The 21,375-nt window shown below is 62.4% G+C and carries 20 protein-coding genes; 5 read left to right on the plus strand and 15 right to left on the minus strand.

Annotated elements, in window-relative coordinates; all coding sequences use genetic code 11:
* Positions 1–121: 121 nt before the first annotated feature.
* The gene (locus V5F23_RS12635; protein ID WP_042728204.1) at positions 122–607 is read right to left on the minus strand and encodes a flavin reductase family protein; all 486 of its coding nucleotides are present in this window, start codon (positions 605–607) and stop codon (positions 122–124) included.
* 306 nt (positions 608–913) lie between these two features.
* Here V5F23_RS12635 and V5F23_RS12640 point away from each other — a divergent pair, with 306 nt between their 5' ends.
* A complete protein-coding gene (locus V5F23_RS12640) occupies positions 914–2,320 on the plus strand; it encodes a cytosine permease (protein ID WP_042728205.1) in 1,407 nt (468 codons plus the stop codon).
* Positions 2,321–2,639: 319 nt separating this feature from the next.
* On the opposite strand, the gene V5F23_RS12645 is transcribed toward V5F23_RS12640, so the two are convergent.
* The 5 genes from V5F23_RS12645 to ribBA all read right to left on the minus strand — a co-directional run bounded on the left by V5F23_RS12645 (position 2,640) and on the right by ribBA (position 8,071).
* Complete coding sequence (locus V5F23_RS12645) at positions 2,640–3,791, minus strand: ABC transporter ATP-binding protein (RefSeq protein WP_047738112.1); 1,152 nt, start codon at positions 3,789–3,791, stop codon at positions 2,640–2,642.
* Positions 3,792–3,808: 17 nt separating this feature from the next.
* Positions 3,809–4,618, minus strand: coding sequence for an ABC transporter permease (locus V5F23_RS12650; protein ID WP_042728207.1), 810 nt, complete (start codon positions 4,616–4,618; stop codon positions 3,809–3,811).
* A gap of 6 nt (positions 4,619–4,624) precedes the next feature.
* Entirely contained in the window at positions 4,625–5,569 is a 945-nt protein-coding gene (locus V5F23_RS12655; RefSeq protein WP_199925066.1) for an ABC transporter permease, read from the minus strand.
* On the minus strand, positions 5,554–6,579 hold the full coding sequence (locus tag V5F23_RS12660; protein ID WP_042728208.1) for an ABC transporter substrate-binding protein: 1,026 nt from the start codon (positions 6,577–6,579) through the stop codon (positions 5,554–5,556). The genes V5F23_RS12655 and V5F23_RS12660 overlap by 16 nt, the downstream gene beginning before the upstream one ends.
* A 382-nt stretch (positions 6,580–6,961) precedes the next feature.
* Complete coding sequence (gene ribBA / locus V5F23_RS12665; RefSeq protein WP_042728209.1) at positions 6,962–8,071, minus strand: bifunctional 3,4-dihydroxy-2-butanone-4-phosphate synthase/GTP cyclohydrolase II; 1,110 nt, start codon at positions 8,069–8,071, stop codon at positions 6,962–6,964.
* 83 nt (positions 8,072–8,154) lie between these two features.
* Between ribBA and V5F23_RS12670 the strand changes: the two genes are divergently transcribed.
* Positions 8,155–8,451 (plus strand): DUF1330 domain-containing protein, encoded by a 297-nt coding sequence (locus V5F23_RS12670; protein WP_042728210.1) that lies wholly within the window; start codon positions 8,155–8,157, stop codon positions 8,449–8,451.
* Positions 8,452–8,594: 143 nt separating this feature from the next.
* Here V5F23_RS12670 and V5F23_RS12675 read toward each other — a convergent pair whose 3' ends face one another.
* From V5F23_RS12675 to V5F23_RS12710, 8 genes are all read right to left on the minus strand, one after another.
* Positions 8,595–9,158 carry an NUDIX hydrolase gene (locus V5F23_RS12675; protein ID WP_042728211.1) on the minus strand — a complete coding sequence of 188 codons (564 nt, stop codon included), beginning with the start codon at positions 9,156–9,158 and terminating at the stop codon, positions 8,595–8,597.
* Between the two features lies 1 nt (position 9,159).
* Positions 9,160–9,912 carry a GntR family transcriptional regulator gene (locus tag V5F23_RS12680; protein ID WP_042728212.1) on the minus strand — a complete coding sequence of 251 codons (753 nt, stop codon included), beginning with the start codon at positions 9,910–9,912 and terminating at the stop codon, positions 9,160–9,162.
* Positions 9,913–9,970: 58 nt separating this feature from the next.
* Positions 9,971–10,375: a carboxymuconolactone decarboxylase family protein gene (locus tag V5F23_RS12685; protein WP_042728213.1), complete on the minus strand. Its 405-nt coding sequence runs from the start codon at positions 10,373–10,375 to the stop codon at positions 9,971–9,973.
* Complete coding sequence (locus tag V5F23_RS12690; protein WP_047738116.1) at positions 10,372–11,847, minus strand: NAD-dependent succinate-semialdehyde dehydrogenase; 1,476 nt, start codon at positions 11,845–11,847, stop codon at positions 10,372–10,374. The genes V5F23_RS12685 and V5F23_RS12690 overlap by 4 nt, the downstream gene beginning before the upstream one ends.
* A gap of 207 nt (positions 11,848–12,054) precedes the next feature.
* A complete protein-coding gene (locus tag V5F23_RS12695) occupies positions 12,055–12,540 on the minus strand; it encodes a flavin reductase family protein (protein WP_042728215.1) in 486 nt (161 codons plus the stop codon).
* A gap of 12 nt (positions 12,541–12,552) precedes the next feature.
* Positions 12,553–14,034, minus strand: coding sequence for an aldehyde dehydrogenase (locus V5F23_RS12700; protein WP_042728216.1), 1,482 nt, complete (start codon positions 14,032–14,034; stop codon positions 12,553–12,555).
* Positions 14,031–14,864, minus strand: coding sequence for an alpha/beta fold hydrolase (locus V5F23_RS12705; protein WP_042728217.1), 834 nt, complete (start codon positions 14,862–14,864; stop codon positions 14,031–14,033). The genes V5F23_RS12700 and V5F23_RS12705 overlap by 4 nt, the downstream gene beginning before the upstream one ends.
* Positions 14,865–14,909: 45 nt before the next feature.
* Positions 14,910–15,500, minus strand: coding sequence for an amino acid synthesis family protein (locus V5F23_RS12710; protein WP_042728218.1), 591 nt, complete (start codon positions 15,498–15,500; stop codon positions 14,910–14,912).
* Between the two features lie 627 nt (positions 15,501–16,127).
* Between V5F23_RS12710 and V5F23_RS12715 the strand changes: the two genes are divergently transcribed.
* The 3 genes from V5F23_RS12715 to V5F23_RS12725 are packed head-to-tail and all read left to right on the plus strand — an operon-like array spanning position 16,128 to position 19,285.
* Positions 16,128–17,537, plus strand: a complete 1,410-nt coding sequence (locus V5F23_RS12715) for a circularly permuted type 2 ATP-grasp protein (protein WP_042728219.1) — start codon at positions 16,128–16,130, stop codon at positions 17,535–17,537.
* A gap of 3 nt (positions 17,538–17,540) precedes the next feature.
* The gene (locus tag V5F23_RS12720) at positions 17,541–18,491 is read left to right on the plus strand and encodes an alpha-E domain-containing protein (RefSeq protein WP_042728220.1); all 951 of its coding nucleotides are present in this window, start codon (positions 17,541–17,543) and stop codon (positions 18,489–18,491) included.
* Positions 18,488–19,285 (plus strand): transglutaminase family protein, encoded by a 798-nt coding sequence (locus V5F23_RS12725; RefSeq protein ID WP_042728221.1) that lies wholly within the window; start codon positions 18,488–18,490, stop codon positions 19,283–19,285. The genes V5F23_RS12720 and V5F23_RS12725 overlap by 4 nt, the downstream gene beginning before the upstream one ends.
* A gap of 521 nt (positions 19,286–19,806) precedes the next feature.
* Here V5F23_RS12725 and V5F23_RS12730 read toward each other — a convergent pair.
* A protein-coding gene (locus tag V5F23_RS12730; protein ID WP_144419424.1) for an IS3 family transposase occupies positions 19,807–20,954 on the minus strand; the annotation gives its coding sequence in 2 pieces (ribosomal slippage) (positions 19,807–20,699 and positions 20,699–20,954; 1,149 coding nt in all).
* Positions 20,955–21,375 lie beyond the last annotated feature (421 nt).

Here is a 21,375-nt window from a genome sequence, read left to right on the forward strand (position 1 = left end):
CGAGCGCGGGGCTCCCGGGTGTTCTCGCAAGGCCGCGCGGGGTAGGGGTCGACGGCGGCCTGGCTGACTGATTATTGGTATACCATAATACGGAATATCTACAAAATATTTCTACCAGCCGTTAAGCCGGAACGGGCAGGGCACCCATTTTGCCGTTGCAGTAAACCAGGGGGCTGGTGCGCTGCTCAGGCACGATCAGGTTTTTCACGGCACCCACCATGATCGCGTGGTCACCCCCTTCGTATTCGCGCCACAGTTCGCACTCGATCACCGCCGTGGCGTTCGCCAGGATTGGGTTGCCCAGGGCGCTCAATGTCCACTCGATACCTTGGGCCTTGTCCTTGCCCTTGCGGGCAAAAGCATAGGCCTCGCTTTGTTGACCGCCCGACAATACATGGATGGCGAAGCGTTTGTTCTTGATCAGGACCGGGTAGGAGTCGGAGCTGTAGTTCGGGCAGAACAGCACCAGGGCCGGGTCCATGGACAGTGAGCTGAAGGCGCTGGCGGTCAGGCCGACGACCTGGCCATCCTCGTCCAGCGTGGTGATCACCGTCACACCGGAGGGAAACGAACCCAGGACTTGTTTATAGATGGCGGCGTCGATCATTGCGCGGTCCTCGTGTGAAGCGGTTTTTATAGGTTTGTAGGTCTGATGGTATACCGTAATACATTCATTGCAAGGTCTTTTTCGGTGAATCGATGAACGTTATTCGTAGCGTTTTGAGTCAATGATTACGGGGGTTTCACTTAGGGCGGCCAGGCGGGGTGGCAGATCAGTTGGGCGCCGAAAGAGCGGATCAGTCTTGTGAAAGTGTTGGAATACCATAATATGGTGTTCATCTGAGAGGCGCCCAGAGTGCCTCCGGTTTGGCTTCATACAACGATAAGAACAGACAAACTCGAGTTCATGCCTATGTCCCAGATGTCCCGGCAAGACCCGTTGATCGAGAACCATACGGTCGACTACGTTCCTCTCGCAGAGCGCCACGGAAAGGCCCGCGACTTGTTCACCCTGTGGTTCAGCACCAACATTGCGCCGCTGCCCATCGTCACCGGCGCCATGGTGGTCCAGGTGTTCCATCTCGATCTGTTCTGGGGGTTGCTGGCGATTGCGCTGGGACACCTGCTCGGCGGCTCGGTGATTGCCCTCGCGTCAGCCCAGGGACCGCGCATGGGGATCCCACAGATGGTCCAGAGTCGCGGCCAGTTCGGTCGCTATGGCGCGCTGTTGATCGTGTTCTTCGCCGCGCTGATCTACGTCGGGTTCTTCATTTCCAACATCGTCCTGGCGGGCAAATCCATCGTTGGCATCGTGCCGTCGGTGCCGGTCCCGGCCAGCATCCTGATGGGTGCCCTCGGTGCCACGGCCATCGGTGTGATCGGCTATCGCTTCATCCATACCTTGAACCGCATCGGCACCTGGGTGATGGGCGGTGCGTTGTTCGCCGGTTTCTTCTACATCTTCGTCCATGACCTGCCAGCGGACTTTTTCAGCCGCGGTGGCTTCAACCTGTCCGGCTGGCTGGCCACGGTGTCGCTGGGGATCATCTGGCAGATCAGCTTCTCGCCCTATGTCTCGGACTACTCACGCTACCTGCCGGCGGATATCGGCATCGCCCGGCCGTTCCTGGCCACCTACCTGGGGGCGACGCTGGGCACCATCCTGTCATTTGCCTTCGGCGCGGTGGCCGTACTGGCAACCCCCGAGGGCACTGAAGCGATGGCGGCGGTCAAACAGTCCACCGGTTGGCTGGGGCCGATTCTGATGGTGCTGTTTCTGCTCAACATCATCAGTCACAACGCCTTGAATCTGTATGGCGCGGTATTGTCGATCATCACCTCGATCCAGACCTTCGCCAGCCAGTGGACGCCGAGCGTCAAAGTGCGAGTGGTGTTGTCCGGCGTCGTGCTGGCAGGCTGCTGCGTGGTGGCGCTGGGGGCTTCGGCGGATTTCATTTCGCAGTTCATCGGCTTGATCCTGGCCTTGCTGCTGGTGCTGGTGCCATGGGCGTCGATCAACCTGATCGACTTCTATGTGATCAAGCGCGGCCACTACGACATCGCCTCGATCTTCCGGGCCGACGGCGGGATTTACGGGCGTTTCAACCTGCATGCGATCGTGGCTTACTTCATCGGGATCATCGTGCAGTTGCCGTTTGCCAACACGTCGCTGTATGTCGGGCCCTACGCCAACCTGGTGGACGGTGCCGACCTGTCGTGGCTGGTGGGCTTGCTGGTGACCTGCCCGCTGTATTACTGCCTGGCGACCCGCGGCCAGGCCCAGCGGCGTGCGGCGGCGCGACTGGGTTACACCGACTGATTCAAGCACCGTTTGATCGAATGCCCGGCTATTTGCCGGGCATTCTTGTTTGGGTGTGTGTCCACAAGCTTCAGATACACCCTAGAACCCTGTGGGAGGAGCTCCACAGGTTTCAGATACACCCTAGAACCCTGTGGGAGCGGGCTTGCCCGCGAAGGCGTCGGCACATTCAGTATCAATGCAAATGGGCCCACCGCTTTCGCGAGCAACCTCAGCTCTTGCCCCCTCACCAAACAAAAAAGGCCGCCGCAACCCGACGTTGCGGCGACCTTGAGGGTGACATCTTTGAGACGGCCCACCGAAGTGGGCCAGTAGGGGATCAGTGCGCCCCGGCGGCCTTGTTCAGGTCACTTTCGGCCCATTGGGTGTAGACGCAGGCGTCGGCGGTGGCCCAGCGCACGCGCACCGGGTCGCCGGCCTTGAGCGGCATGCCCGCGGCGGACAGCGCCTTGACGGTCATGGCGGTGCCGCCGGACGTCACCACGCTGCAGGTCTGGCTTTCGCCGAGAAACAGCACTTCCACGACCTTGGCCGACACCTCATTCCAGCCTGCCGCAAGCGGTTGTTGCGCGGCCTGCTCGGTGCTCAGCGCCAGGGCTTTTTCCGGGCGGACCATCAGCAGCACATCCTGCTCGGTTTGCAGGCCGGCAGTCAGGCGAATCGACAGCGACTGGCCTTCGAAGCTCGCCACGGCGTTGCCCTGGGCCTTGAGCTTGAGGAAGTTCGAGTTGCCGAGGAACGACGCGACGAAAGCATTCGGCGGATTCTGGTAGAGGTCGTAGCCGCTGCCCAGGCCGACGATCTTGCCGTGGCTGAAAATGGCGATGCGTTGGGACAGGCGCATGGCTTCTTCCTGGTCGTGCGTCACGTAGACGATGGTGATGCCCAGGCGGCGGTGCAACTGACGCAGTTCATCCTGCAGGTCTTCGCGCAGTTTTTTGTCCAGGGCGCCGAGGGGTTCGTCCATCAACAGGATGCGAGGCTCGTAGACCAGCGCCCGGGCAATCGCCACGCGCTGTTGCTGGCCGCCGGAGAGTTGCGAAGGGCGGCGATGAGCAAATTGTTCCAATTGCACCAGCTTGAGCATCGCGTCGACCCGGCGGTCGCGTTCGGCCGGGGCGAGTTTGCGGATCGCCAGCGGGAACGCGATGTTGTCCCGTACCGACAGGTGCGGGAACAGCGAGTAACGTTGGAACACCATGCCGATGTCGCGCTTGTGCGGCGGCACGTTGACCAGGGATTTGCCGTCCACCAGGATCTCGCCGCTGCTGGGGGTTTCAAACCCGGCCAGCATCGACAGCGTGGTGCTCTTGCCCGAGCCGCTGGAGCCGAGGAAGGTCAGGAACTCACCGTCCTGGATCTCCAGTGAGATATCGTCCACGGCGGCGAAGTCGCCGTAGTGTTTGTTCAGGTTGCGCAGACTGACCAGGGTCTTGTTGTTCTGTTGTGCAGGGTCTTTGACAGCACTCATCGTGTTCTCCTAGGCGCTCAGGCGCTGATTTCATTGCGCCGGCGCAGGGCGGCGGCGATCACCATCACCAATACCGAGAGGCCGATCAGCAGCGTCGAAGCGACGGCGATCACAGGCGTCAGGTCCTGGCGCAGGGTGGTCCACATCTTGACGGGCAAGGTTTGCAGGGTGGGGCTGGCCATCATCACGCTCAGCACCACTTCGTCCCACGACACCAGGAACGCGAACAGCGCACCGGCGACCATGCCCGGGCGAATCGCCGGAAATGTCACCTTGAACACCGCTTGCAGGCGCGAGGCACCGCAGATCACCGCCGCGTCCTCGATGGACTGGTCGAACAGCTTGAGCGAGTTGATGATCGAAATGATGGTGAACGGCAGCGCGACGATGACGTGGCTGACCACGAACGCGAACATCGTCCCGGTGTAGCCGAGCTTGAGAAACAGCGCATACACCGCCACGGCGATGATCACCAGCGGCACGATCATCGGCAGGGTGAACAGGCCATAGAGCATTTCCCGTCCGGGGAATCGTCCGCGCACCAGGGCAAAAGCCGTCGGCAAGCCCAGCGCCACCGCGCAGACCGTGGTCAGCAGGGCGACCTTGAGGCTGGTCAGCGCGGCGTTCATCCAGTCCGGGTTGGAGAAGAACTGGCCGTACCATTTGAATGTCCAGCCCGGTGGCGGGAACACCAGCCACTGGGAGGAGCCGAACGACAGCAACACGATGAACACGATCGGCAACAGCAGGAACAGTCCGATCAGGCCGGTGGTGGCGTACAGACCGAAGCGCATGCGCCGGCTCATGGCATTGGGAGTCAGGAGCATGACGGTTTACCTCGCGTGACTGGCGCCGACCGGGGATTCCGGCTGGAGCTTCAGGTAGAAGTAGAACAGCACCAGGGTGATGACGATCAGCAACGCGGCACCGGCGCTCGCCAGGCCCCAGTTGAGGAACGATTGCACCTGCTGAATGATGAACTCGGGCAGCATCATGTTCTGCGCGCCGCCCAGCAGGGCCGGCGTCACGTAGTACCCCAGGGACATCACGAACACCATCAACCCGCCGGAGAACAGCCCCGGCCGGCACAGCGGCAGGAACACCCGGAAGAAGTTGGTCCACGGGCTGGCGCCGCAGATGGAGCCCGCCTGCAGGATCATCGGGTCGATGGCCTGCATGGTCGCTTGCAAGGGCAGGACGATGAACGGAATCATGATGTAGCTCATGCCGATCACCACGCCGGTGAGGTTATGCACCATCTCCAGCGGCTGATCGATGATGCCCAGCGCCATCAACGCCTTGTTGATCACCCCGGAGGCCTGCAACAGCACCAGCCAGGAGTAGGTGCGGGCCAGCAGGCTGGTCCACATCGACAACAGCACGATGTTGAGCATCCAGCGGCCCCAGCCACGGGGCACCAGGGTGATGGCCCAGGCCAGGGGGAACCCCAGCAGCAGGCTGAACAGCGTCACCAGCCCGGCCACCGAAAAGGTGTTGAACAACACCCGGGCATAGGCCGAGTTGGCGAACAGTTGTTCATAGTTGCCGAGCCCGGGCACCGGCTCCAGCACGCCGCGCAGCAGCAGGCCGATCAGCGGCGCCAGGAAGAACAGACCAAGAAACAGCAGGGCCGGGGCGAGGTTGCCGACCCCGCGCCAGCGCTGGGCCAGCGACGGGGCCTGTGCAGCGGCGGCCCGGGTGATTGGCACGCCGGCGGCGCCCGCAGCGCCCCCGGAGTGTTGGGTTGCCGTTGCCGACATTTTTATTTGACCAGCCATTCGTTCCACCGTGTCGCGATGTCCTGACCGTTCTTGGCCCAGTACGCGAAATCAAGCGTGATCTGATCCTTGGCGTAGGCGGTCGGCAGGTTGGGAGCGAGCACCGAGTCCAGGCGTGCGACGCTGTCGACGTTGACCGGCGCGTAGGCGGTCAGGTTGGAGAAATCGGCCTGACCTTTGGCGCTGCTGGCGTTGGCCAAAAACTTCATGGCGGCGGCCTTGTTTTTCGACCCCTTCGGAATCACCAGGATGTCGGCCATGACCAGGTTCTGCTTCCAGCTCACGCCAACGGGAGCGCCGTCCTGCTGCAGGGCATAGACGCGGCCATTCCAGAACTGGCCCAGGCTGGCTTCGCCGGACGCGAGCAGTTGCTGGGACTGCGCGCCGCCGCCCCACCAGACGATGTCTTTCTTGATGGTGTCGAGTTTCTTGAAGGCGCGATCCAGGTCCAGAGGGTAGAGCTTGTCTTGCGGTACGCCGTCGGCCAGCAGGGCCAGCTCCAGCACGCCAGGGCTCGGCCATTTGTACAGGGCGCGCTTGCCGGGGTAGGTCTTGGTGTCGAACAGTGCGGACCAGTCCTGCGGCTTGCCGGAACCGAGCTTGCCTTCGTTGTAGCCGAGGACGAAAGAGAAGTAGAACGAACCGACACCGTGATCGGAAACGAAGCGCGGGTCGATCTTGTCCCGTTGGATGACCGAGAAGTCCAGGGGTTCGAGCAAGCCTTCAGACGCTGCACGCAAGGCGAAGTCCGCTTCCACATCGACCACGTCCCATTGCACGTTGCCGCTTTCGACCATGGCTTTGAGCTTGCCGTAGTCGGTGGGGCCGTCCTGGACCACGGTGATGCCGCTGGCCTTGCTGAACGGGTCGGCCCAGGCCTGCTTCTGCGCGTCCTGGGTACTGCCGCCCCAACTGACGAAGTTGACGCTTTCAGCGGCCATCGACGCCTGGCTGGCGACGCTCAGCAGGCTCGCAAAAAGAACGGCGACTGCACTTTTCTTCAACACCATTTTCACGCCCTCATTGTTGTGTTTATTGAGCGGGCTTGTGTGTGCCCGCTTATCGGGAGCTTAGGTCCATCGGGTTTTGCGGCTGACCGTGCCAAGGGCGGGTTGAATGCGCGTTCCCTGCCGGGTGCGCTTGGCTGGAGCGTTCGGTCTATGGAATATCATATTATGGTATTCCAAACTTTCTGCAAGCACTTTGCCTTACCGGTTATCTGCCTGAGGACAGATTTTTTCTATCTTCCTGTGAATGAATACTCAGCCCCGGCGGTGATCCCCGTGTGGGAGCGGGCTTGCTCGCGAAGGCGGTAGACCTGCAAATGGCTGTCCCTCGAAGGCCGCCTTCGCGAGCAAGCCCGCTCCCACAGTGATCCGCGTTAGCTTCGGCTCATCCGGTAAACGGAATGCTCTCCACCACCTCCAGGTCATACCCCGTCAACCCCGCATACTTGAGCGGTGGTCCCAGGTGTCGCAACTTGCCGACGCCCAGGTCCTGGAGAATCTGCGCGCCGGTGCCTACTTCAGAATAGATGCGCGATTGGGATCGGCTGAACTGCCTGGGAGGCTGGGTGAGCTGTGGAACGCGTTCGAGCAGCGCCTGGGACGATTCGTGGTTGGCCAGCACGACCACCACGCCACTACCTTCCTCGGCGACCCGTTGCAGGGCGGCCCACAGCGTCCAGTTGGACGGGCCGTTGTATTCGGCGCCCACCAGGTCCCGCAGCGGGTCGATCACGTGCACCCGCACCAGGGTCGGTTCGTCTCGACGAATGTCGCCCATGACCATCGCCATGTGCACGCCACCCTCGATGCGATCCTCAAAGGTGAACAGGCGGAAGGTGCCATGCACTGTCGGCAACTCACGCTCACCGATGCGCACCACGGTGTGCTCGGTGCTCAGGCGGTAGTGGATCAGGTCGGCGATGGTGCCGATCTTGATGCCGTGTTTGCGGGCGAAGATTTCCAGGTCCGGACGGCGGGCCATGGTGCCGTCATCGTTCATCACTTCGACGATCACCGAAGCGGGCGTGAAACCCGCCAGGCGCGCCAGGTCGCAACCGGCTTCGGTGTGCCCGGCGCGGGTCAGCACGCCACCTTCCTTGGCGCGCAGCGGAAAGATATGCCCCGGTTGCACGATATCGGCAGGGCCGGCATCAGCCGCCACGGCGGCCGCGACGGTGCGAGCCCGGTCAGCGGCGGAAATACCGGTGGTCACGCCCGTGGCGGCTTCGATGGACACCGTGAACGCGGTGCTGAACACACTGCCGTTGCTCGGCACCATCTGTTCGAGGCCCAGGCGCTGGCAATGCTCGTCGGTCAGGGTCAGGCAGATCAGCCCACGGGCTTCCCGGGCCATGAAGCTGATGGCCTGGGCGTTGCAGCAGTCGGCGGCGAGCAGCAGGTCGCCTTCGTTTTCGCGGTCTTCGTCATCCACCAGCAACACCATCTTGCCCAGGCGGTAGTCTTCGATGATTTCCTGAATGCTGTTAAAGGCCATGTCGGGCTCTCTTGTGCTTTATGGAGTGCTTGATGAAAACAACTTGTGGTATACCATAATACAAAATAAACCGAGAGGTCACTATGAAGGCGTACTGGATTGCTCATGTGGATGTCACCGACCCCGATCAATACAGCCAATACACCCAGCGGGCGCCCGCGGCGTTCGCGCTGTACGGCGCGCGCATGCTGGCCCGGGGCGGGCGCAGCGAGGCAATGGAAGGCAGGGCGACGCCGCAGCGCAGCGTGGTGATCGAGTTCGACTCGTACGAACAGGCGGTGGCGTGCTATCACTCGCCGCAGTATCAGGAGGCCAAGCGCCACCGCAAGGACGTGGCGCAGGCCGAAGTGATCATTGTCGAGGGCGTGGCGCCTGTGTAGACGTGGATGCCAGATCATTCACTGTGGGAGCGAGCTTGCTCGCGATGGCGGTGGGTCAGAAAAAAATCATCTACTGACTCACCGCCATCGCGAGCAAGCTCGCTCCCACAGAGGATTTCACAGGCTGGGCTCCACAAGGGTGATCAACGAATGAAGTGGATCTTGCCGCTGTCGTCGTTGCCGATGTAGATGCCATAGACGCCGGCCTGGCGTTCCTCGATGTAGCGTTCGAGGATCTGCCGGATGGCCGGGTAATAGATGCTGTCCCAAGGGATGTCCTGCGGGGCGAAGAATTGGCAGGCGAGGGTTTCGGGGCCGAACTGGCCGGTGATCTCCAACGCGACGGCGCGGAAGATGATGTAGACCTCACTGATCTTCGGCACGCTGAAGATCGAGTAGGGCGAGACGATGTCGGCGCGCACGCCGGTTTCTTCCCAGACTTCGCGCAGCGCCGCCTGCTCGGTGGTCTCGTTGCCTTCCATGAACCCGGCCGGCAGGGTCCAGGTGCCGGGACGTGGTGGAATGGCGCGCTGGCACAACAGGTACTTGCCGTCCTGCTCGATGATGCAGCCGGCGATGATCTTCGGATTGACGTAGTGGATGTAGCCACAGCCGTCGCACATCAGCCGTTCATGGGTATCGCCCGCTGGCAGGCGGTGATTCAGGTCACTGCCGCCACACTTTGGACAAAAGCTCGGGCTGAACATGTCAGTGGCCTATGCGAGGTTCTTTCAGGGCGATGGGCGCGGTGATCTCGGGGATGTCGCCGGTTTCTTCCTGCTTGCGCTTGAGGTACTCCAGCGCCACCTTGGCTGCCGCGCGCACGTGGTCCACCGAGGCCTGGTGGGCGGCCAGCGGATCGCCGCTCTTGATCGCCTCGACCATGCGTTCCATTTCCTGGTTGCTCGCGCCGCGGCGGTTTTGCTGGGACACGGACGTCGCCCGCAGGTAGCTGATGCGTGCCTGCAACTGCCGTAGCTGGGTGGCCGCCACATGGTTGCCGGAGCCTTCGAGCAGCACGTCGTAGAAGCCCTGCACCGAATCGATCACCTGTTGCAGCTCGCCCTCCTTGAGGGCCTGGCGGTTTTCCTCGAGGGCGCGCTCGAGGGCCTTGATGTCCTTGGCCTTGGCCCGCAGGGTGAACAACTGGACGATCAGGCCTTCCAGCACGCAGCGCAGCTCATAGATGTCGACGGCGTCGGCCAGGGTGATGATCGCGACCCGCGGCCCCTTGGCGTCGGCGAATTCCACCAGGCCTTCGGATTCGAGATGGCGCAGGGCTTCGCGCACCGACGTGCGGCTCACGCCCAGGCGATCGCACAGGTCACGCTCGACCAGGCGATCTCCCGGCAAAAGCTGGAAGTTCATGATGGCGCTTCGCAATTTATCCAGCACGATTTCGCGCAGGGTAACGGGGTTGCGATTGACCTTGAAGCTGTCGTCGAGTGGCAGGCGTTTCATGGGGTCCGCTCTGTAGTAAGGCTGTCCATGCCCAACGGGCAACATCTGCACGGTCAGGTCAAACAGCCGAAGGTTGACTGGAGGCCTCGGCGTCGGCTTCGGCAAAGGCTTCACGGGCAAGTCGGAAACTGTCTACCGCTGCGGGAACGCCGCAATAGATACCGACCTGAAGCAAAATTTCGCGTATTTGCTCACGACTCAGGCCGTTACGCAAGGCGCCACGCACATGCAGCTTGAGTTCGTGCGGGCGATTGAGCGCCGAGATCATCGCCAGGTTGATCATGCTGCGTTCCTTGAGGGACAAGCCCTCGCGCCCCCATACATGGCCCCAGCAGTATTCGGTGACCATTTCCTGCAACGGTCGGGTGAAGTCGTCGGCGTTCTCGATGGAGCGCTTGACGTAGGCCTCGCCGAGCACCTGGGTGCGGATCCTGAGGCCCTGTTCGTACTTGTCGTTGCTCATCGCGCCATGCTCCCACTGTCTTGGAGTCCACCCATGAGGGTGTATTTGAGTTCCAGGTAATCGTCGATGCCATATCGGGAGCCTTCGCGGCCCAGGCCCGAGGTCTTGATCCCGCCGAACGGGGCGACCTCGGTGGAGATCAGGCCCTCATTGATGCCCACCATGCCGTACTCCAGCGCCTCGCTCATGCGCCAGGCGCGGCCCAGGTCGCGGGTGTAGCAATAGGCGGCGAGGCCGGAGTCGGTGTCGTTGGCCATCTGCACGGCTTGCGCTTCGGTGGCGAAACGAAAAACCGCCGCCAGGGGCCCGAAGGTTTCGTCCCGGGCGACTTTCATTTGCGGGGTCACGCCGGCCAGAACCGTCGGCTGGAAGAACCCATGGCCCAGGGCATGCCGTTCGCCACCGCAAAGCAGCCGGGCGCCGTGGGCGAGGGCGTCCTGCACGTGCTCCTCGACCTTGGCGACGGCCCGTTCGTTGATCAACGGGCCCTGGGTCACGCCTGCCTCGAAGCCGCTGCCGACGGTCAGTTGGGCCACCCGCTCGGACAAGCGTGCGACGAAGGCATCGTGGATGCCGTCCTGGACCAGGAAGCGATTGACACAAACGCAGGTCTGCCCGGCATTGCGGAACTTGGCGACCAATGCACCGTCCACGGCCCGTTCCAGGTCGGCGTCGTCAAACACGATGAAGGGGGCGTTACCGCCCAACTCCAGCGAGACCTTTTTCAGGGTCGGTGCACACTGGGCCATGAGCAACTTGCCGATGGCCGTGGAGCCGGTGAACGAGAGCTTGCGCACCTGCGGGCTGCTGGTCAGCTCGCCGCCGATGGCCACGGCGTCGCCGGTGATCACGTTGAAAATACCGGCCGGGATCCCGGCCTGTTCCGCCAGGACCGCCATCGCCAGGGCCGAGAACGGCGTCTCCGGCGCGGGCTTGACGATGCACGGGCAGCCCGCGGCAAGGGCCGGGCCGGCCTTGCGGGTGATCATCGCGGCAGGGAAGTTCCAGGGCGTGATGGCGGCCACCACGCCGATGGGCTCCTTGCTCACCACAATGCGCGCATCGTCCTTGTGGCTGGGGATGGTGTCGCCGTAGATGCGCTTGGCTTCTTCGGCAAACCATTCGATGAAGCTGGCGGCGTAGAGAATCTCGCCCTTGGCTTCGGCCAACGGCTTGCCTTGTTCGAGGGTGAGGATTTCTGCCAGCGCGTCGGCGTGTACAAGCATCAGCCCGTGCCAGCGCTTGAGGGCCTGGCTGCGGGCCTTGGCGGTCAGCCCGCGCCAGGCTGGCCAGGCCTTGTTGGCCGCGGCGATGGCCTGGCGAGCATGGGCGGCGCCCAGGTTCGGCACCCGGCCGATCAACTCGCCATTGGCCGGGTTGAAAATGTCCTGGCAAGCGCCATCGGGCGCCTCGAGCCATTGGCCGTCGATATAGGCCTGCTGGCGGAACAGTTGCAAGGCTGCTGGGCTCATGCCGGCTCCTGAAATAAAGATAGAAAAGTCACTTCTGGCTCCCTGTGGCGAGGGGATTTATCCCCGTTGGGCTGCGTAGCAGCCCCAAAACCTGCCTGCTCAGTTGACCTGACGCACCGGGGCAGCAGCTTCAGGGCCGCTTCGCGCCCCAGCGGGGATAAATCCCCTCGCCACAACAAGGTTCGGCTCAGGACCCTCTTGGCCTGTTCAACCCAGCGCGGGCAGGGCGCCGAGCTTGCCCTTGTGGTAAATCATAGGCGTGACCGCCTGCTCGGGCAGGATCAGGTGCTTCACGGCGCCAACGATGATGGCGTGGTCGCCGCCATCGTATTCGCGCCACAGCTCGCATTCGATGATCGCCGTGGCCTTGGCCAGGATCGGGTTCCCGAGGTCGCTCAGGTGCCAATCGATGCCGTTGGCCTTGTCCTTGCCCTTGCCGGCGAACGCGTAGGCTTCGGCGGTCTGGTCGGCGGACAGCAGGTGGATGGCGAACTGCTTGCTGTCGCGCAGGATCGGGTAGGTGTCGGAGGCATAGTTGGGGCAGAACAGCACCAGCGCCGGATCGATCGACAGGGCGCTGAACGCACTGGCGGTGATGCCGACGATGTTCCCGTCCGGGTCCAGGGTCGTGACCACGGTGACGCCGGATGGGAAGGAGCCCATGACTTCTTTGTAAATGCCGGGTTCGATCATTTCTCAGGACTCCTAGCGCATCACGAACGGGTCAGGCATGGGAGCCTGGGAAAGGTTGATCCACACCGTTTTCAGCTCGGTGTAGGCCAGCACCGAATCGATGCCGCTTTCGCGTCCATAGCCGCTGTTCTTGAAGCCGCCGATCGGCGCCATGGCCGAGACCGCGCGGTAGGTGTTGACCCAGATGATCCCGGAGCGCACGTCACGGGCCAGGCGATGGGCACGGCCCAGGTCGCGGGTCCAGATGCCGGCGGCGAGGCCGAACTGCGAGTCGTTGGCAATCGCCAGGGCCTCGGCTTCGTCCTTGAACCGGATGACCGAGGCCACCGGGCCGAAGACTTCTTCCTGCATGATCTTCATGGAATTGCGGTCGCATTCGAACAGGGTTGGCTCATAGAACCAGCCGTCACCCAGCTGCTGCGCACGCTTGCCACCGAAGCGCAGGCGCGCGCCTTCGGCGATGGCATCGGCCACCAGGCCTTCGACCACGGCCAGTTGCTGCGCGGTGGCCATCGGGCCCATTTCACTGTCGTCGTCCTGCGGATTGCCGAGGCGGATGCGCTTGGCGCGTTCCTCCAGCCGCGAGACGAACTCGTCGTAGATCTCGTCCTGCACCAGCAGCCGCGAGCCGGACACGCAGCTTTGCCCCGAGGCCGCGTAGATACCCGCGATTGCCCCGTTGATAGCGCTGTCGAGGTCGGCGTCGGCGAAGATGATATTCGGCGACTTGCCCCCCAGTTCCAGGGACAGCTTGGCGAAGTTCTCGGCGCTGCTGCGCACCACGTGACGGGCCGTGGCCGCGCCACCGGTGAAGGCGATCTTGCGCACCAGCGGGTGACGGGTCAGTGCCGCGCCGGTGCTCGGGCCGTAGCCGGTCACGACGTTGACCACGCCAGGCGGGATCCCGGCTTCCAGGGCCAGGCGGGCCAGTTCCAGGATCGTCGCCGAGGCGTGTTCGGAAGGCTTGATCACGATGGTGTTGCCGGCGGCCAGCGCCGGGGCCAGCTTGATCGCGGTCAGGTACAGCGGGCTGTTCCAGGGGATGATCGCTGCGACCACGCCCATGGCTTCGTGCACGGTGTAGGCAAACAGGTCCGGTTTGTCGAGGGGCAGGGTGCCGCCTTCGAGCTTGTCGGCCAGGCCCGCGGTGTAGTGGAAGAACTCCGGCAGGTAACCGACCTGGCCACGGGTTTCGCGGATCAACTTACCGTTGTCGCGGCTTTCCAGCTGGGCCAGTTGTTCTTTGTTCTCGGCGATCAGGTCGCCCAGGCGCCGCAGCAACTTGCCGCGAGCGGTGGCGGTCAGGCCGCGCCATGCCGGGCTGTCGAAGGCGGTCTGCGCCGCCTGCACGGCACGCTCGACATCGGCTTCGCCAGCGTCGGGCAGTTCGGCCCAGGCTTGCGCGAGCGCCGGGTTCAGGCTTTCGAAAGTCTTGCCGGACAAGGCATCGACCCATTCACCGCCGATGCACATCGAAAAGCGTGCGAGAGTCATGCAACGATCCCCTTGATTGGATTGGGTCGGGCGTACGCCTTGTCGAGAAATTGCAGCAGCAACTGATTGACCAGGCGCGGCGATTCTACCGGCATCATATGCCGTTGCTCGGGGAGCACGGCAACGTCGGCACCGGGAATGCGCGCGGCCAGTTGCTCGGCCATTTCCGGGGTCGAGCCCGGGTCCAGTTCGCCAGTGGCAATCAACGTCGGCACCTGGATGCTGCCCAGGTCGTCGGCGCGGTACATGTCCTGGGTGGCGAACAATTCGTAGGTGGTCAGGTAGCCTTGCGGGTCGTTCTGCGCCAGGGTCTGGCGCAGCGCGGCGATCTGCGCCGGGTTGGCTGCCTGGTATTCGCGACTGAACCAGCGCGACAAGGCGGCCTCGGCGTTGGCGTCCGGGCCGTGCTCCGCGGCCTGGGCGGTGCGGGCGATGACCCCGGCGCGCTGCTCGGCACTGCGGTTGAACACGCTGTTGAGCACCACCAGGCCTTGCAGGCGTTGCGGATAATGCAAGGCAAACGCACGGGCCACCAGGCCACCCATGGAAAAGCCGATGACCGTGGCCTGGGGCAGTTGCAGGTGATCGAGCAGCTCCAGCAACTGATCGGCGTAGCCCAGCAACGACGTGCCGTTCTGCGGACGCGGGCTGGCGCCATGGCCGAGCATGTCATAGGCGATGACACGGTACTTCGTGGCCAGGCCGACGACTTGGCCGCCCCACATTTCTTTGTTCAGGCCCACGCCGTGGATCAGTACCACGGGCTGGCCTTGGCCGGTCGCCAGGTAACTGGTGCCGGCCGGGGTGAGTTCAGCGGTGAGCCGAATCATGGAGCGCTCCTGCATGCCTTTTTTATTGTGGTTGCCCAGGCTGGATTACTGCGCATTCTCGGCGGCCAGTTCTTCCAGGTCGATGTAGCGGTTACCGATACGCGGATGCAGGCGACCGCCATCGGCGCAGCCCAGGACCACGACGATTTCGTCGGCGCGCGGGGCGTCTTCGATCTGCATTTCCAGGGTGATGTAGTGCGAGCGCAGGCCTTCGTCGTCCTTGTGCATCATCGGAATCTGGATCGAAGTGCCCGGGCCGCCGCGCTTGTTGGTGAAGCTCAGGTAGCTCTTGGCCTTGACCGCTTCACGGTAGTGATTGCCGAAGCGCAGGGTGTGGATGACGGCGGACGCGTGTTCGATTTCACCGTCGGCACCGACCACGGCGGCCTTGCCGTAGGCTTCGATCTTTTGCGCACCACCGATGATGCCCACCAGACGCTCGACCATCAGCGCGCCGAGGTCGGAGCAGTTGGCACGGATCTCCGGCTTCAGGTCTTCGACAAAACCACGGCCCAGCCACGGGTTCTTCATGACCACCGCCAACCCGACCATGGTCACCGGCTTATCCGTGGCCTTGCCGCCTTCGATGAAGGTTTCTTCGACATAGCTGACGATCTTGCGAATTTCGAAACTCATGAGCTGCTCCATAGGAGGGTGAAGGAAGTCTGTGCGTATGATGGTATACCATAATACTGTAAGCGCAAGAGGTGGCTTTCAGAATGTTTCCAAGGAGCGACAAAAGGAGAGATCGGGGAGGGTGCACGGTGAGGGGCAATCTGTAACAACAGGCTTCGCGGCCACAAAAAGGCCAAAGGCCGACTATCCTCTGGAAATAATGTCCCTCTTTCGGTGCAACGAGCGCTGGTTACCCGTCGTATTGCACCTATTCGACCCGTTCCAGGCGACACACCGACGGCAGGAGCTGAACGTTTCATCCCCGCAGGCCGGATTTCGACCCGCACCACGCAAGTCACCTTCGCATTAGCGGACATTCGCCCAGGTTTTCCCCGCCAAAACCGGTTAGGCACAGCGATTGCTAAGGTTCATCCAGCAACCACCGCAAGAGGACTAAACCCCAAGGAGCCCATTACCGCGCAGATTCAACCAGGGGGCGCTCGTCATCCAGACGCAAAGGCCAGTTCAGAGACCGCTGCAATTAGAGGGGCTCGCAGAAACAGGGGCTGATTAAAACCAGGCAAGGCCGAACCATTGGAATGACGCAGTGATAAGAAATGCCGTGTAGAACGCGGCTGGGAGTTGGCTATGCCCCACGCTTTTTTTGATGAAATGTATGACGCCAAGGGTGACTGCCGCCCGCATTACCAGGCCTTCTCACGCTGGCTGGCGGACACGCCCCACGAATTGCTCGAACAACGCCGGCGCGAAGCCGACCTGTTGTTTCACCGCGCCGGTATCACCTTCACCCTCTACGGCGATGAGCAGGGCACCGAACGGCTGATCCCCTTCGACATCATCCCCCGCAGCATCAAGGCCAGCGAATGGCGGACTGTCGAACGCGGCTGCATTCAGCGGGTCCAGGCCCTGAACATGTTCCTGGCCGACATCTATCACGGCCAACGCATCCTCAAGGAAGGCATCATCCCGCCCGAGCAGGTGCTCGCCAACGAGGGCTACCAGATCGCGATGCAGGGCCTGAACCTGCACCGGGGCATCTACGCCCACATCGCCGGGGTCGACCTGGTGCGCGACGGTGACGGCAGTTACTACGTGCTGGAAGACAACCTGCGCACGCCCAGCGGCGTGAGCTACATGCTCGAAGACCGCAAAATGATGATGCGCCTGTTCCCCGAGCTGTTCGCCGCCCAGCGCGTGGCCCCCATCGATCATTACCCGAACCTGTTGCTCGATACCCTCAAGCGCTCCAGCCCCCTGGACAACCCCACTGCCGTGGTGCTGACCCCGGGCCGCTTCAACAGCGCCTATTTCGAACACGCGTTCCTGGCCCGGGAAATGGGCGTGGAACTGGTGGAAGGCGCCGACCTGTTCGTGCGCGACGACCACGTGTACATGCGCACCACGGCAGGCCCCCAGCAGGTGGATGTGATCTATCGCCGTCTCGACGATGCCTTCCTCGACCCGCTGTCGTTCAACCCCGACTCGATGCTGGGGGTGCCAGGGCTGATCGCCGTCTACCGTGCCGGCAATGTGGTGTTGGCGAATGCGGTCGGCACCGGCGTCGCCGACGACAAGTCGATCTACCCCTATGTCGACGAGATGATCCGCTTCTACCTCACCGAAGAGCCGATCCTGAAGAACGTGCCGACCTGGCAATGCCGCAAGCCCCAGGACCTGTCCCATGTACTGGCCAACCTGCCGGACCTGGTGGTCAAGGAAACCCAGGGTTCCGGCGGCTACGGCATGTTGGTGGGGCCGGCCGCCACGGCAGCGGAGATCGAGGACTTCCGCGCTCGCCTCAAGGCTCGACCCGAAGCCTACATCGCCCAACCGACCCTGAGCCTGTCCACGTGCCCGACCTTTGTCGAGAGCGGGATCGCGCCGCGGCACATCGACTTGCGTCCGTTCGTGCTGTCGGGCAAGGAAACCCGCCTGGTGCCCGGCGGCCTGACCCGCGTGGCACTGCGCGAAGGCTCGCTGGTGGTGAATTCGTCCCAGGGCGGCGGCACCAAAGACACCTGGGTCGTGGAGGACTAAGACATGCTTTCAAGAACCGCTTCGGACCTCTACTGGATGTCCCGTTACCTGGAGCGCGCCGAGAACCTGGCGCGCATGCTCGAAGTCAGTTATTCGCTGTCGCTGATGCCTCAGGCCGGGCGCGGCGACGGGCACGCCGAGCTGGCCATGTCGTTGTTGGCCGCCGGCACCCTGGACGATTACAACGCGCGCTATGACGCCCTCAACAGCGAGCACATGCTGCATTTCTTCGCCCTGGACGAAACCAACCCCGGCAGCATCTACAGTTGCCTGCGGGCCGCAAGGACCAATGCCCACGCGGTGCGCGGACGAATCACCGCCGACATGTGGGAGAACATCAACGCCACCTGGCTGGAAATGCGCAACATCGCCAGCAACGGCCTGGGCCGCTACGGCATCAGCCATTTCTGCGAGTGGGTCAAGGAGCGCTCGCACCTGTTCCGCGGCGCGACGTCGGGCACCATCATGCGCAACGACGCCTACAGCTTCATTCGTCTCGGCACCTTTATCGAGCGGGCGGACAACACCTTGCGCCTGCTGGATGCACGCTACGAAATGTTCGGCGAGGAGTCGGAGGAGGTCAGCGACAATTCGGCCCGTGGTTACTACCAGTGGAGCGCCTTGCTGCGGGCGTTGTCGTCGTTCGAGGCGTTCAACGAGATCTACCGTAATGCGCCCAATGCCGAGCAGGTATCGGAGATGTTGCTGCTGCGTGCCGATGTCCCGCGTTCGTTGCTGGCCTGCATCGAGGAACTGGACCAGATCCTCGCCAGCCTGCCGGGCCACAACGGCCGGCCAGCCCAGCGCCTGGCGGCGGAGTTGCATGCGCGCCTGCGCTATTCGGGAATCGACGAGATCCTCGCATCGGGCCTGCATCAATGGCTGACCGACCTTATTGGCCAGGTGCGCCACCTGGGCCAGACCGTTCATGAGTCTTACCTGGAGGTCGTATGAAACTGTCCATACGCCACGACACCACTTACCGTTATGCCGATGAAGTCTGCACCAGCATCCAGTTCCTGCGCCTGACGCCCCGGGACACCCCGCGCCAGCGCATCCTGGAGTGGCACCTGGAACTGCCGCGCCTGGTGCGCAGCCAGCTCGACCCGTACGGCAACATCCTGCACGTGATGACCATGGACGAACCCCACGGCGCGCTGGTGCTGAGCGCTTATGGCGAGGTGGAAATCGATCAGTCGGTGGAAAAGGAACCCGATGACCAGTCACCGCTGCCGTACCTGCGTACCAGCCGGCTGACGCTCGCCGACGAGGCCCTCAGTGCGTTCGCCCTTGAGCAATGTGCCGGGCGCCGCGACCGTGCGGCGCTGGCCGACTTGATGGACGGGCTGGTCACGCGAATGCCCTACAGCCTCGGCACCACGGCGGTGAACAGTACGGCGGCGGAAGCCTTCGCCGGTGGCGCGGGGGTGTGCCAGGACCATACCCATGCATTCCTGGCCTGCGCCCGCAGCCTGGGAATTCCGGCGCGCTATGTCTCGGGCTACCTGTGCACCGACGATGAACATCACCTGGCCAGCCATGCCTGGGCCGAGGCCTGGCTGGACGATGGCTGGTACAGCTTCGACATCACCAACCGCCTGACCCGCCCCGACCGTCACCTGAAACTGGCCGTCGGCCTGGACTACCTCGACGCCTGCCCTGTACGCGGCATGCGTCGCGGTGGCGGGGCGGAACACATGCAGGCCCGAGTGCAGGTGAACTCGATGGTGCAAGTCCAACATCAATAGACGAGGGATCCACTGAATCGCGAGCAGGGCGTTCACAAAACCTGCGCCAGTCAAAGCCCCTGTGGGAGCGGGCTTGCCCGCGAAGACGCCGTCCCAGCCAACATCATCGGCCCAGACAAACCGCCTTCGCGAGCAAGCCCGCTCCCACAATTAAATGGGGCATGTCCACAAAACCTGCGCCAGCCAAAGATCCCCTGTGGGAGCGGGCTTGCCCGCGAAGAGGCCGTCCCAGCCAGCATCACCGGCCCAGACAAACCGCCTTCGCGAGCAAGCCCGCTCCCACAATTAAATGGGGGATGTCCACAAAACCTGCGCCAGTCAAAGATCCCCCTGTGGGAGCGGGCTTGCCCGCGAAGAGGTCGTCCCAGCCAGCATCACCGGCCCAGACAAACCGCCTTCGCGAGCAAGCCCGCTCCCACAATTAAATTGGGACATGTCCACAAAACCTGCGCCAGTCAAAGATCCCCCTGTGGGAGCGGGTGAGGTGGTCAATTTTTTCCGGACACCTCAATCGGTGTTTTTCAGGCTGCTTGCCGCTCATACTGATTGGGCGGCAAATAGCCCAAGGATGAATGGATTCGCCTTCCGTTATAGAACCGCACGATGTAGTCCGTGATGTCTTTGATCGCTTCGCCATGGTTGGCGTAATCCTTGCGCCAAACACGCTCCATCTTCAGATTCAAGAAGAAGCGCTCCATGACCGCATTGTCCCAGCAGTTGCCCTTGCGACTCATGCTGCAACGCATTCCATGTCGCGTCAGCAAGTTCTGGTAATCCGTACCGGCATACTGGCTGCCTCGATCCGAATGAGCGATCAAGCCCGGTTCAGGTTGTCTCTGCGCGATGGCCAGTTGCATCGCACTGCATACCAACTCTGCTCGCATGTGGGGTGCCATGGCCCAGCCCACGATTTTGCGTGAGTACAGGTCCATGACGGCCGCCAGGTACAGCCAGCCGCTGCGGGTACGGATGTAGGTGATGTCAGCGACCCACGACTGGTTGATGCGCTCGGGATTGAACTGGCGATTGAGCAGGTTCTCAGCCACCGGAAAATTGTGATTGCTGTCAGTGGTATGAACGAACTTGCGCTTCCAAATCGGACGCAAATCCTGTTGTTTCATCAGGCGGCGGACCTTGTTCCGTCCAACGGAGACGCCAGTGTCACGCAGCGCTTTCACCAAACGACGGCTGCCATAACAGTGTTCATTGGACACGAAGGCAGCCTTGAGCTGAGCGGAAACCGAGCACACAGGTTTTGGCTTCAAACGCCGCTGACGAGCTTCGTAAAACCCCGAACGACTGATCCGCAACACCCGGCAGATACGCGCCACCGGGTAGGCCTTGCATTGGACTTGGTGAACCAACTGGTGGATCACTTCAACTCGCGGGCAAAGAAGGCCGTAGCTTTTTTTAATATGTCATTATCCGTCTTCAGTTCGCGGACTTGCTGTTCAAGCTGGCGAATACGCTGCTGGTCGCTGGTCAATGGTTTGCCAATCCCCGTACCGCCCGACTGCTCGGTTTGATACTGCTGAACCCAGCGGCGCACGGCGGTATCGCTCAGGCCTAAATCGGTACAAACCGAGTTCACGCTCAGACCTTGATCAACAACCATCTTGCAGACCTTCAGCTTGAACTCGGCGTCGAATTTTCTGTACTTCTTAGTCATGGAATATTCCTCAATGAGTGTAGTTTCACCCATTGAGGTGTCCGGGGCTATTAGACCAGCTCAGGGCTTGCCCGCGAAGACGCCGTCCCAGCCAACATCGTCGGCCCAGACAAACCGCCTTCGCGAGTAAGCCCGCTCCCACAATTAAATGGGGCATGTCCACAAAACCTGCGCCAGCCAAAGATCCCCTGTGGGAGCGGGCTTGCCCGCGAAGGGGCCAGCCCAGCCAGCATCACCGGCCCAGACAGACCGCTTTCGCGGGCAAGCCCGCTCCCACAAATAAGTAGGGGATGCTCACAAAACCTGCGCCTGGCGTTGCTTAGGTGTGAGCACCCGAGAACCGCTTTCAAGCACCTGCTCAGTCACCCACCACACCCCCTCCATTTGCCAAAGAATGAAGCTTTCATGACAAAAGTTCGGT

This window comes from Pseudomonas sp. WP18 (genome assembly GCF_036689585.1).
In the GTDB taxonomy this organism is placed as follows: Bacteria; Pseudomonadota; Gammaproteobacteria; order Pseudomonadales; family Pseudomonadaceae; genus Aquipseudomonas; species Aquipseudomonas chlororaphis_E.